The sequence below is a fragment of the Polyangium sorediatum genome (assembly GCF_029946465.1).
Taxonomy (GTDB): domain Bacteria; phylum Myxococcota_A; class Polyangia; order Polyangiales; family Polyangiaceae; genus Polyangium; species Polyangium fumosum.
Genome location: NZ_JARZHI010000133.1, coordinates 1 through 12,540 on the forward strand (window position 1 = coordinate 1; position 12,540 = coordinate 12,540).

General features: G+C 69.6%; 9 protein-coding genes. 2 read left to right on the top strand and 7 right to left on the bottom strand.

What is annotated here, in order from left to right; translation table 11 throughout:
* Window positions 1-206 precede the first annotated feature (206 nt).
* The 5 genes from QHF89_RS48860 to QHF89_RS48880 are packed head-to-tail and all read right to left on the bottom strand — an operon-like array spanning window position 207 to window position 7,294.
* The gene (locus QHF89_RS48860; protein WP_284721968.1) at window positions 207-1,913 is read right to left on the bottom strand and encodes a radical SAM protein; all 1,707 of its coding nucleotides are present in this window, start codon (window positions 1,911-1,913) and stop codon (window positions 207-209) included.
* Window positions 1,910-3,724: a radical SAM protein gene (locus tag QHF89_RS48865; protein ID WP_136973345.1), complete on the bottom strand. Its 1,815-nt coding sequence runs from the start codon at window positions 3,722-3,724 to the stop codon at window positions 1,910-1,912. The genes QHF89_RS48860 and QHF89_RS48865 overlap by 4 nt, the downstream gene beginning before the upstream one ends.
* Window positions 3,725-3,753: 29 nt before the next feature.
* Entirely contained in the window at window positions 3,754-4,149 is a 396-nt protein-coding gene (locus QHF89_RS48870) for a hypothetical protein (protein ID WP_284721969.1), read from the bottom strand.
* A 50-nt stretch (window positions 4,150-4,199) separates the two neighbouring features.
* Window positions 4,200-6,455 (bottom strand): tryptophan 7-halogenase, encoded by a 2,256-nt coding sequence (locus QHF89_RS48875; RefSeq protein ID WP_136973344.1) that lies wholly within the window; start codon window positions 6,453-6,455, stop codon window positions 4,200-4,202.
* A gap of 17 nt (window positions 6,456-6,472) precedes the next feature.
* Window positions 6,473-7,294, bottom strand: a complete 822-nt coding sequence (locus QHF89_RS48880) for an MOSC domain-containing protein (RefSeq protein WP_284721970.1) — start codon at window positions 7,292-7,294, stop codon at window positions 6,473-6,475.
* A gap of 93 nt (window positions 7,295-7,387) precedes the next feature.
* On the opposite strand from QHF89_RS48880, the gene QHF89_RS48885 reads away from it, so the two are divergent.
* Both QHF89_RS48885 and QHF89_RS48890 read left to right on the top strand, forming a co-directional pair.
* A complete protein-coding gene (locus tag QHF89_RS48885) occupies window positions 7,388-8,386 on the top strand; it encodes a COX15/CtaA family protein (RefSeq protein WP_136973342.1) in 999 nt (332 codons plus the stop codon).
* A gap of 59 nt (window positions 8,387-8,445) precedes the next feature.
* Window positions 8,446-9,021 carry a hypothetical protein gene (locus QHF89_RS48890; RefSeq protein ID WP_136973341.1) on the top strand — a complete coding sequence of 192 codons (576 nt, stop codon included), beginning with the start codon at window positions 8,446-8,448 and terminating at the stop codon, window positions 9,019-9,021.
* Window positions 9,022-10,027: 1,006 nt separating this feature from the next.
* Here the strand turns inward: QHF89_RS48890 and QHF89_RS48895 are convergent.
* Window positions 10,028-10,804, bottom strand: coding sequence for a hypothetical protein (locus tag QHF89_RS48895; protein ID WP_136973408.1), 777 nt, complete (start codon window positions 10,802-10,804; stop codon window positions 10,028-10,030).
* 77 nt (window positions 10,805-10,881) lie between these two features.
* Window positions 10,882-12,054 carry an ArsA family ATPase gene (locus QHF89_RS48900; protein ID WP_284721971.1) on the bottom strand — a complete coding sequence of 391 codons (1,173 nt, stop codon included), beginning with the start codon at window positions 12,052-12,054 and terminating at the stop codon, window positions 10,882-10,884.
* Between the last annotated feature and the right edge of the window lie 486 nt (window positions 12,055-12,540).

Below are 12,540 nucleotides of genomic sequence, written 5' to 3' on the forward strand. Positions count from 1 at the left end.
TCAAACAGGCCGACGAAGAAGCCGGGGTGCCAGCCGAACCAGTAGCGCGGCGGTCTTGGTGGGCAGGGTCGTTGCTGGTCTTGACCGGGCCTGTTCGATGAGCTGCGCGGAGCGCAGGTCATCGAGCCTGGGTCCAGCCCCTGGCTGGTCCGGGTCCAGGGGTGGACAACCCCTGGTGGGGCCTGGGGCAAAGCCCCAGCGCAACGCTAGCCGATGGGCGCCAGCGCCCCGAAGCCGTGGGCGCGAACCCAGTTCACGTGCACGCCACGGCAGGAGGTGTTCTCGCGGCAGTCCTTGCAGCGGAGTGCCTTCGTGTAGAACCCGTCGGCCACGTAGCGCTTCGTGAACGCTGTCATGTCGATGCGCGCGTCGGTGCCGAGCATCGCGAGGTCCAGCGTCCGCGCGGCGGGCCGCACGGGCCTTCCTGCCACGCAGGCGGGTACGTTCTCCACGGGGACGGGATGGGGGTACGCCGCGAAAAACGATTTCGTGTCGACGTCGTTTGCGTGGGCGTCCGACACGAGGTCGTAGTTTTGCTGCACGAGCACGAGGTTTTCCGGCGGGGGATCCAGCCTGCGGATCACGGGCTCCGTTGCCTTCGTGAGGAAGGTGCGGACCTCGAAGGACCGGGGGATTCCGAGCAGGGGCTCGATTGCGGCGGGATCACCCGTGTAACAGGCCACGAGCTTCTTGCCGAAGAGCAGACCTTCGGGGGAGAGCGCCTCCGCCAACCCCTCGTAGGACGCGAGCTCGAGCTCGATGGAGCCCGGCGTCGCTTTTGCTGCGAGCGCCGCGGCCTCGTCCAGGTTCGCCGCCACGATCCGCGCCGCGCTCGCCTCCGGCAGCTTGCCCGCGAGGGGCGGCTCGCCGGCGTAGCGCAGCACGTCCACCTCCTCGGCTTTGCGCACGTCGATCACCTCGTCGAGCGTGTCGCAGAGGCTCTCCAGGTAGCAGTACTTGCACCTCTCGGGCTCGCGACACATGAGCTTCTTGCCGAGCGAGAGGTACCGATCGTACTCCTCGCGCCGACCGCGAACTTCATCGTTCAATTTATAAGGATCCTGGATCAGATCCTCAAAACCCTCGGCGTAGGGCGGCGGGAAGCGGTTCAGCCAGATGTGGATGTCGGGCCTCCGCGCGTACGCGAAGGCCTGCTGCAGGTATTCGAGGTTGCCGTCGAGGTCGTAGAACAGGTGGTGCCGCGCGTCGCTCCACGCGTTGCCGAAGGGGATCACGTGCAGCAGGTCGAACTCCTTCACGCCCCAGCCGATGAACATCTCCAGCATCGCCGGCAGGTGCCGGACGTTTTGCTTGTTGATGACGATGTCGACGTTGACGATGAACCGCTCCGACGCGAGCGCCGCCTTCAGCCCCGCGACCTCCTCCACGAACGCGCCGGGCGTGCCGACGAGCGCGTCGTGTAGCTTCGCCGTGTGGCCGTGCAGCGAGAACGTGATCTCGTGCAAGCCGTTGTCCGCGGCCTTGTTCAGGAACTCCGGGTAACGGAACATGCGGCCGTTCGTCACGGTCTGGATCTTCCGGTAGCCGGCGAGGCGCCCGAGCTTCACGAAGTCGAGGAAGTTCGGGTGCATCGTCGGCTCGCCGCCCGAGAGGATCAGCCGATCGGCGCCGCGCCGCCGGCCCTCGACGATCTGCACCTTGATGTCCTGCGTCGCCCGCATCGTGCCGTCGTGCGCATTCGAATCGAGGCAAAACGTGCAGTGGTTGTTGCAATCGTAGGAGAGGCGCACCCAGTTGCGTTTTTCGTGCGCGGCGGCCTCGTGCGCGAGCGTCTTCTCCCCGCCCTCCGCGTCGCCGAGCAGCGCCTCGTTCTGGAAGTCGGCGAAGGACGTCTCGACGGCGCCTGCGGCGAGGACGGGGAGCCTGCGGGGGGACGAAGCAGAAGCAGTCACGACGGCATTTCTCCCGTGCGCTCATAGCGCAACATCCACTGATTGCTGGTCTCGCGGCCGATGTCGCGGCGTTCGAGGAGGCGCAAGGGCTTGTCTTCGAGCCGCCGCGCGGTCCGGGCCGCGTCGTCGTTCCGAAAATGCTCGAAGCGGTTCCCGGGCGCAGCCTCGGCGCGCGCCGCGTGCGCGCGGCTGCGGACGAGGCCAAAGGCGACGTTGTCCACGAGCGTGAGCGTCCCGCCGGGCCGCAGCCGCGCGATCGCCGCGCCGAACGCGCGCGCCGGATCTTCGAGGTGGTTCACGCTGCGGAGCGCGAGCACGTGGTCGAACGTGCCGAGCGCCTCGCCGAGATCCTCCGCGCGGCCCTCCACGAACCGCGCGAACGGGTGGCGCGACGCGAGGACGGCGAGCCGCTGCGGATCCGGATCGACGCCCACGTACGTGATGTGCCCTTCCGCCGCGCGCCGCGCGAGCGCTTCGAGGTACGGCCCTTCGCCGCAGCCGAGGTCGAGCACGCGGCCCGAGAGGTTCGCGAGGATCGCCATCACGTCGCGATCATCCCGCGTGAACACGTCCGCGGGCACGGGCTCCCAGGCGCCGGTGCACCGCGGACGCTCGGGGCACGCCTCGCACTCGGCCGCGGGGCGGAGCTTCCGTAAGTCCTTCGCGAAGTCGTCGGGGGCGAGCTTCGTCGAGACGTCGAGGTAGATCTGGCCGGCGCTCTCCTTGGTCGCGAGGAGCTCCTCGTCGGAGAAGTCCCGCGTCTCCGTGCGGAAGAGGCGCATCCGGTCCTTGAGGCGAAGCAACAACGTGCGCCCGCGATCGTACGGGCTCGTCCCGTCCGCGCGGATCGGGCACGGCGCGCCGGGCGGGCGCGCGAGGTCGCGCTCGGGGACGAAGTTGTACGAGTTCGCCCGAGGCCGATCCGTGACGGGCCGGAGCGCGCCCGCGCCGTGAATCTCATGGTAGCCGCGGTAGAGCCCCGGACACGCGCCGCGCAGCGCGCAGTCGCCGCAGACCTCCTCGGGCTGGATCTTGGCCACGTCGTCGACAGGGACGAAGTCGTCCTCGTCGGCCTCGATCATCGTCGCGTACCGGTGCGTCTTGAGATCGTCGTAGAGGTGTTCGTATCCCGGCAGCAGGCAAAACGGCAGGCCGTCGTGCGCAAAGCGCGGCCCGCGCTCGCTCCGCTTCGCGAGCCCGTACGTGATCGCCTCATTCACGCGCGCGGCGCAGGCGGCGACCTCGGGCACGATGACGTCGAAGGCCCGGTTCGCCGCGCCCTTCGGCTGCGTCATCGAGAACTTGATGCAGAGGTCCTCGAACGGGAGCAGCCGATCGACGAGGCCGAGCAAGTGCTTCACGTTCGCCGTCGTGATCACGCAGTTGATCGTGAGATCGGGGATCCTCCCGTGCAGGTTCTCGATGGCCTGCATGGCCTTGTGGAACGTGTCGGCGCGGACGACGGAGCCGTGCACCTTGGGCGCGCCGCCGTGCAGGGACATGTAGACGTAGCGGAGGCGGCACTCGCCCACGAGCTCGTCGACGACGTTCCGGTACGAGAGCATCAGCCCGTTCGTGACGAGGCCAAAGTCGAGGCCGTGCCCGGCGATGCGACGCGCCCAGCGCGAGAGCTCGGGCCGCATCGTGGGCTCGCCGCCGGAGAGGACGACCATGGACGCGCCGAGGCGCTTGGCGCGGTCGATCTTCCAGTCGATCCGCTCGGACGTGTCGTCGAGGTGGCGGATGTCGGCCGTGTGGCAGAACGTGCAGTTCTCGTTGCACGCGTAGCCGACTTTGATCAGCGCCTTCACGACGGCGCGATCTTAGTACGAAGCAGGCCCTAGACCGCGGGTGAAAAGACCTTGTCGGGGTGCTTGTGCTCGAAATACCCGATGATCGCGCGGCCGATGGACTCGATTACGATCGCCGCGATGCCCGCCCGGATCACGAAGCCCACCGGGCCGGGGACGAAGGAGACGGCGCGCGTGGCCACGAGCTTGAGGCCCGCGCCCATGACCTCCAAGCCGCCACCCGCAGCGAGGCTCCTCAGGTTGCCGACGGGCTCGTTGTACACCCCGCCGATGAAGTTGAGCATGTGGACCTCGAGCGCGGCGAGGCCCGCCGTCGTGGAGACCGGCAGCGGGAGGGCCGCGAAGGCCGCGCCGCCGATCGCATATCGATGCACCCAGCGCATCGCTTCTTCCCTGCATGTGATCGCCATACGTCGAAGCTGCACCAGCCCGAGCCAGTTTGCACGCTCGGGACAGCCGCCTCCGCGCAGGAAAATCAGACGATGGAAGCGCCTTCCGTGGTGCCCGTCGCCGAAGGGGGAAGCTCTCCATCCTCCGTGCTCCCGAGTCGACCCGACATCTCGAAGGTGTACCCCGCCGGCGTGAGCGCGCGGAGCGCCGCCTCGGCCGCCGCGAACGCCGCGGGCAGCGTCGTCGCCGGGCGCGTCGCGTCCCAGATGGCAGCGCAGGCACTTTCGACGAGGCTCCGGACCTCGGGCACCTCGGCGAGGAGGCGGCCATCCCGCGCGCGCTCGGGCCGGAGCCACACGTCGCAGAAGCGCGTGCGCAGGATCGGGATGTCGACGAGCTCTGGCGGCAAGCGCGCTTCGAGCAGGAGGTAGACGCGCGGAACGGGGTTTTCCGGGTGTTTCGCGCGGAAGACGAGGGTCATCGGCGGCTCGGCGACGCCGCCGCCGCGGAAGGCGCGCGAAGGCGTCGCCGTGATCTCGGCCGGCAACACGCCCGGCGCGCGGAGCGCCGTTCGAAGCTGCGCACGCACGCGGCGCAGAAGGAGCGGCTTCGCGGGATCGTCGGCGGCCGCGACGAGGCCGACGAGCGTCTGTTCGAGCTTCGCGAGGAGCGCGGGATCGTGGGGACGCATGGGGGTTTGGGGGCGTCGCTCGGCTTGTCCGAGCGCAGCCCCCATCGACCGGGGGTACGGGAGGAGCGTGACGAGCAACCGACCTGCCCGACGCGGCGCGACCCCCGCGAGCGGCTCGCCTGCCGCGCGTCCTTCCTCGACGAGCACGAGCCCGAGCGGCAAGCGCCCGGCGTCGACCAGATCGAGCACGAAATAACTCTTCCGCGGCCGATCCGTGATGCTGCGTGGCTCATGCCGGACGAGCCGGAGGCGAAGTCCCTCGGCCCGCACACTCACGAGCTGCGCGGATCCGCCTTCCCCGACCCGCCACACGATCGGCGGCGACACGATCCGCGAGCGCGACCGCGCCGAAGGGAGCTCCGGCGAGAACGTTTTTTTCGGCTCCTCCGCGGGGAGCCGCGCCCGCTCCCCGAGCTCGGCGCGGACCTGCGCGGCCGGATCGTGCGGCGCGTCCACCGCCGCGTTCCGCAAGAGGCCCGCCGTGATGAACAGGAACGCGAGCTCCGGCGCGACGGCCTCGCCGACCCGCAGGATTTGCTTTGACATCCAAAAGATCGAGTCCCGGCGCCCCGCGGCCTTGTAAAAGGCCTTCACCTGCGTGAGCAACTCCCGGTAGGTCGCGCCGTACGTCTCCTCGTAGAAGCGTCGCAAAAACGGCTCGTGGCGCGGCTCGTCGAGCGCGCTGTGCACGCACGCCGCGGCCCAGAAGCCGCTCGTCATCGCGAGGTGCACGCCCGTCGAGAGGATCGGATCGATGAAGCAGGCCGCGTCGCCCGCGAGCAAGATCCCCGGCCCGGAGAGGCGCCGCGCGCGGTACGACCAGTCCCGCGCCCCCGTCACCTCCGTCACCCGACGCGCGTTCGCGAGCAGCGGCCACGCCGCCTCCGACGCGCGCAGCACCTGCTCGTACCACGCCTTCGCCCCGAGCTTGTCCCGCTCCGCGCGTGTCGCCGCCGAGGTCACGACCCCGACGCTCGTGCGCTTGCCCAGCGGGATCACCCAGATCCAGCCCTCGGGGATGCTCGTCGTCAGGATGTGCGCGTGCTTGTGCCCCGGCAGGCGCTCGGCGTCCTCCCAGTAGGCCCACACCGCCACGTTCTTGAGGCCGCGCACGATCCGCCGCAGATCCGCGTTCCGCGCCACGAGCGCGCTCTGCCCCGACGCGTCCACGACGAACTTCGCCCGCTCGTCTCGCTCCTCGCCGCCCGGCCCGCGCACGCGCACCCCGACGGCGCGGCCCTTCTCGAAGATCACGCGCGTCACCGCGTACCCCTCGCGCACCGTGGCCCCCGCCTTCTCGGCGTTGCGCAGGAGGATCTCGTCGAAGCGCCCCCGATCCACGAAGTACGCGTACGGGTGCACGTCGAGCTCGCGGAAATCGATCTCCCACGGCGTGCGATCGCGGCCCCAGACGAAGGTTTGTCCCTCCTTGCGCTCGAAGCCCGCGCTCTCCACGGCCTCGCGCGCGCCGAGCGCGTCGAGGTACGGCAAGACGCCGGGCAAAAGCGATTCGCCGATGTGCTCGCGCGGAAACCGCTCCCGTTCGAGCAGAAGCACCCGCCGCCCTTCCCGTCCGAGGTAGGTCGCGACGGACGAGCCCGCGGGCCCGCCGCCGATCACGATCGCATCCCACGGTGCCGCGTTCTGCATGCTCTCTCCTCGGCGCCTCAGCCGACTTCGTCGTACGAGCGAGCGCCCAAGGTCACCACGTCTCCCACGCAGATCTCGCCCTCCCCTTCGGCGACCATGTTCCAGCCGAAATACACGCGGTTCGCCCGCGCGCGGAACGTCGCCAGCGTGGCCAGCGGATCCTTGCCCCGCACGCCCGTCGCCTGATCCACGGTGATCACGCTGCAACGGCTGCACGGCTTGCGCAGATGGAAGACGACGGAGCCAATGGACAAGCTCGTCCACGCGTCCTCGGCCCAGGGCGGCGCCCCGCGGACCACGAGGTTCGGCCGGAACCGATCCATCAGCACGCCCTCGCGCAAGCGCGCGTTCAGATCCGCGAGCGAGCCCTCCGAGGCAAGGAGGTACGGAAACCCATCCGCAAACGCGACCCGCTCCTTGCGGTTCACGTAGCGGCCGTCCACGCGCCGCGTAGCGTCGTCGGGCATGTACACGAGCTCCGCGCGTCGGCCGAGCACGTCGCTCAGGTACGCAGCGGCCTCGTCGCCGACGAACACGGCGCCGCACTTGTCGCTCCAGACCCGGACGCGCCGATCCGTAGGCCCCTCGGGGCGGAGCGGGAGGCGGAGCGGGCCATGGCCCTTCGCGCGAAGGACAAGCGTGTCGCCCTCGATCGCCGTTTCGAGGAGCGCCATCTCAGGGTGCTCGCGTTGCGTGAGGAACTCGCCGTCCGGGTCGACGATCATGAACCGCCGGTCGTGCTCGATGCCGAGGCCCAGCGCCCGAGCCCGGTCGAGGGTGATGCCACGCGCGCCCTTGACGGGATACACGAAGAGTCCGCTCAGGGTGATGGTGCTCATGGGGACCCTGGGAGGCATAAAGCGGCCTCGCCCGCGCGTCGAGAGGATGAAAGGCGCTCGCCTGGACGCCCGGCCGGCCCTAGAACGGGGGGCATGTCGCAAGGTTCGTTTCGCCGGGTCGCGTGGGCGACGCTCGTCGTCACGCTCGGCGTCATCCTCTGGGGCGCCTTCGTCCGCGCCACCGGCGCAGGCGCAGGCTGCGGGAGCCACTGGCCCACCTGCAACGGCGAGGTGCTGCCGCGCGCCCCCAGCGTGAAGACCCTGATCGAGTTCACGCACCGGCTGACCTCGGGGATCGCCTTCCTGCTCACGCTCCTCCAGCTCGTGTGGGCCTTCCGCGCCTTCCCGCGCCGGCACGCCGTGCGGTTCGGCGCCGTCGCGTCGATGTTCTTCATGGTCACCGAAGCAGCCGTCGGCGCGGGCATCGTCCTCTTCGAGCGCGTCGCGGGCGATACATCGATCGCGCGTGGCTACTGGATGAGCGCGCATCTGATCAACACGTTCCTGCTCGTCGCGGCGATGACGCTCACGGTGCTCTGGGCCTCGGGCGGCCCCCTGCCCCGTCGCTCGTCAGGCACGCCGACCTACGTGCTCGGCGGCGGTCTCCTCGGCGTGGTAGCCGTCGGCGTGACCGGCGCGATCGCAGCCCTCGGCGACACGCTCTTCCCCGCCAAGACACTGAGCGAAGGTCTCGCCGCCGACGTGTCCCAAACCGCGCACGTGTTCGTGCAGCTCCGCGTCTACCACCCGATCGTGGCCAGCGTGGTAGCCGCCTACCTGCTCTTCGCGACAGGGTTCGTCACGTCGCATCGCCCCGCGCTGCTCAAGCCCGCGCGGCTCGTCTCAGCGCTCGTGATCGTGCAAATCGGCGCAGGCTTCCTAAACCTCTTCCTCCTCGCGCCGGTGGCGATGCAGCTCATACACCTCTTGCTCGCCGATCTCGTCTGGATGGCGCTCGTCGTGCTCACCGCCTGGTCCCTCGCCGACGCCCCCGAATCCACATCGTCCGAGCCCACAGGATCAAGCGCCGCCCTGCCATGGTCCAGGCTGACAGACGAGTTCGCGCGCCCGAAGGAGACGCCTCCGCGGTAGGATGTCCCCATTCCACCGCGCGGACGGCGCGTGGCTCACGCTTGGAAGGGAGACAGACGATGAGGCTTGGTTGGTACGCGCTCGGGCTCGCAGCACTCAGCTCTTTGTTCGTATCCGTAGGGTGCAGTGACGATACAGGCGGCTCGGGCGGCGCAGGCGGCTCCGGCAACGGTTCGTCATCAAGCTCCTCGAGCGGCAGCTCCTCCAGCTCCGCAGGCGGCGGCTCGTCGAGCTCCGCAGGCGGCGGCTCCTCGAGCTCCTCCGGCAGCGGCGGCAGCTCCTCCAGTTCCTCCGGCAGCGGCGGCAGCGGCAGCTACTCGGTCTGCAGCGACTGCACGAGCAACACGACAGGCGCCTACGCAAACGAGTGCAAAGCCCTCGCCGACGCCTGCATCGCCGACGCCGCCTGCAAGGCCCTCGCCGACTGCTCCTACGACAACTGCGCCCTCAGCACAGACGGCGGCTGCTGCACGCTCAAGTGTGCCGAAGACCTCGGCACCCCCGCAGGCGCCCTCCAAAAGTTCAAAGCCCTCGACTCCTGCGTCTTCTGCCAAACCTGCAAGACGATCTGCATGAGCGACGGCGCCCCCGAATACTGCGCCGTCGTCGAAGCCGCGAACCCAAACTGCCCCTGACAGGGGGCGCGCAGAGCTGGGGCGTTGCCCCAGGCCCCAGGAGGGGGCTGTCCGCCCCCTCCACCCCGGACCAGCCAGGGGCTGGACCCGGGCTCGATGAACTGCGCGATGCGCAGTTCATCGAACAGGCCCGGTCAAGACCAGGGACGATCCTGCCGACAGAGACCGCGGCGCTGCAGGCTCCACCGGCAGCGTGTCCGTCGCCTGTTCGAGACCCACCTCCATGGTCTTGCCACGGGCCCGTGGGAAGAACTGCGCGTTGCGCAGTTCTTCCCCCCTCGGTCCAGGCCGTGCCTGGTCCGGGTCGAGGGGCGGACAGCCCCCGCGGGGTCCGGGGCAGCGCCCCGGCGCGACGCCCCCAGCGCGGCATCCCCCCAAACACGTGACCTCCGCTGTCGACGACGCGTGTTCGGCGGCGCCACAGGTGCCTCCGCTGCGCGACAGACCGAGGGACGCGGCCGGCTGCCTGACGTTGGCCTGGGCGCCGACCTGTGAGCCCCCGCGACACGCTCCGTCGACGGCGGACGGACCGTGTTCGGCGGCGAGACGAGGAACGTCGGCTGCGTCGAGACCTTGTCTCGAGGGTCGACCTTCCCCTGGACGCACGCTTCACCACGTGTCCGGCGGCGAGACACCTCCTCTGCCGCGCGGACGCGCCTTGCTTGGCTTCGTGCCCGATGCCCTGCGGCAAGCACGTTGGCTTGTCACGGCACCGAACACACGAGGACGAGGGCTGATGTCGCCTGTCGAGATGCCCGAGGGGCAACGACGCGGGGGGCACCGAACGGGTTCCGGCCCCTCGCGGCGCTTGTGCTCTCCCACGACCACTCGTCCGCGCCGCCGCCTTGGCCGGCAAACGCCTCGCCTACCTTGTCAGCGGCCGTTCGATGAACTGCGCATCGCGCAGTTCATCGATCCTGGGTCCAGCGCCTCGCTGGTCCGGGGTGGAGGGGGCGGACAGCCCCCTCCTGGGGCCTGGGGCAACGCCCCAGCGCGACGCCTGCCGTCACGGGATCCATGACTCCGTCATGCATTCGCTTGCGACGCACTGCTCGTAGGCTTCGAGCAGCTTGCGGCCTTCGGTTCCGTCGGCGGAGTCGTCGCAGGCGGTGCAGTCTCCGATCGAGGTGCAGAACTTCACGCAATCGCGGTAGACCCCGCATCGTGCGTCGGCTTCGCATGCCTTCTGGAAGCCTGTGCAATCGCCGTTGTTCATGAACGTCCGGCAGAGATCGTAGTCTTGCGGGTAGAACGTGCAGGGGGGCGAGCACATCACTTCCAGCGCGCAGTTCACGACGGCGAGGTGCTGATCTTTTCCGGCCGGGAAGCGGTCCTGGCAGTACAGGAAACATGCGCTCTCGTCTTGCGGCGAGTCGCTGAGGTTCACGCACACGGTCTCGATGCAGGCCTCGATGGAGCGACAATCGGGGCCGCATGCCTTCTCGGCTTGCCCGCAGGTGCCTTCGAGACACTCGTCGCACTGGCTCCAGGGGCCGGCGTCGGCGCTTGGGCCTGGGCCGGGGCCGAAGGCGTCGGGCTCGGTGCCGCCGTCGCTGCCGCCGGAGCCGCCGGGCACCACGCAGACGTTGTCGATGCAGCGCAGTGGCACGGCGCAATCGTCCGTCTTTGTGCAGCTATCGCCGGGGAAGCCGGGGCGTGGCTCCGGCGGGTCTTCCTCGGTGCACCCGGCTGCGCCGGAGAGCCATGCGAGCAGGAGTGGCGCTCCGACGAGCGAAAGGAACGCCCAGCGCGTACGCGAAAGCCTCTTGCCGCCTCGATCCATGCCCCGACCATGCCACGAGGACGGCTCGGGCGGAACACGCAGAAGCGCCCTTCCCTGCACGAGAGCCTCGAACCGTTCTACGGCGCGAGGACCTCGGCGATGCGCGACAGCCGCTCCAGATCGTGGATGTCGTAGGGGAACGCGGGCACGTGCGCGAGCAGGCTCCCGCCGGAGGCTTCGTCCTCCAGGGCTGCTTCGAGCCCCACGAGGTGCAGCGCGTCGAGCTTGCCCATGCGGCTCTCGTCTTCCGCCGCGCGCCGGAGCCGCGCTGGCGCGTCTGGGCCGAGCGGGATCGCGCTCTGCGAGAGCGCGGCCTCCACCTCGGCGACGTCTGGCACGCGCCCGTAGGTCGGGTGCACGCGGTTCACCACGAAGGCGTCGCGCCGCATGTCCTGCTCGCGCAGCCGCTCCGCGAAGAACATCACCTCGCGCACGGCGAGCGGGTCTGGCGTCGTCACGAGCACGTAGGCCACGTCGGGCCCGCGCAGCGCTGTGCTCACGGCGTCTGCGCGCTTCTTCCATCCGCCGAAGACTGAGTTGATCTCGGCGATGAACGCCGCCATCTGCTCCAGGAACCCGCTGCCCGACACCTTCCCGATGCCCCGCACGATCGCGGCGGCGCCCTTCGCGAGCACGTTGATCGAGAACTTCCCCGAACTCTGCACGGCCTGGACGAGCCACCGCGTCGCGGCGCTGTCGATCGCGCCCACGAGCCGCTCCGGGGCGTCGAGGAAGTCGAGCGCGTTGGGGGTCGGCGGCGTGTCGAGCAGGATGAGGTCGTAACTCGGGTCGCTCTTCGTCGCGTAGAGCTTCTCCATCGCCATGTACTCCTGGGTACCGGCGAGCGACGTCGAGATGTACTTGTAGAGCACGTTGTTCAGGATGCGATCGCGCTGCTCGACGGAGGGCGCGAGCTGCGTGACGAGCGAGTCGAAGGTGCTCTTCGTGTCGAGCATCATCACGGTCATCGAGCCCGTGATGGTCACGCCCGCCTGGGCGAAGAGGGCGGGGTCGATCGTCTGCGCCTCCGTCTTCATCTCCTCGATGCCGAGGCTCTGCGAGAGGCGCCGCGCGGGGTCGATCGTCAAGCAGAGCACGCGCTTGCCGCGACGTGCTGCGGCGAGACCGAGCGCTGCCGTGGTCGTCGTCTTGCCGACCCCGCCGCAGCCGACGACGAGGAGGACCCGCCGCGCATCGAGGAGCTTGCCGAGCCCGCTGGCCGAGGACGAACGAGAATCCGAGGCTGCCACGGGGCGCCCTTTAGCACGGCTCGTGCGTTTCGGGGATGAGGGAAAGCGCTCGGGCTCTCCGCGGAGCGTGCCCCTCGCCATGCGCCTGAGCATGGGGTCTCCTCGTGAAGCCGCCTTGCTGGGGCTTTGCCCCAGGCCCCAGCAGGGGCTGTCCGCCCCTGCACCCGGACCAGCGAGGCGCTGGACCCAGGATCGATGACCTGCGCTCCGCGCAGCTCATCGAACAGGCCCGGTCAAGACCAGCAGCGGCGTTGCCAACCGAGACCGCCGCGCGGCGTGTTCTGCTGGCACCCCGGCTTCTTCGTCGGCCCGTTTGAAAAACTGCGCACCGCGCAGTTTTTCAACCCTCGGTCCAGGCTGTGCCTGGTCCGGGGTCGAGCAACTGTTTTCGTTCTCGGCCTCAGCTGGCAGGGCCCTCCGACAGGGGCGTCCGCCATCGCCCTTCAGACGGTGGCGCCGTGCTCGCGAGCGTCCAGGCTCTTCGAC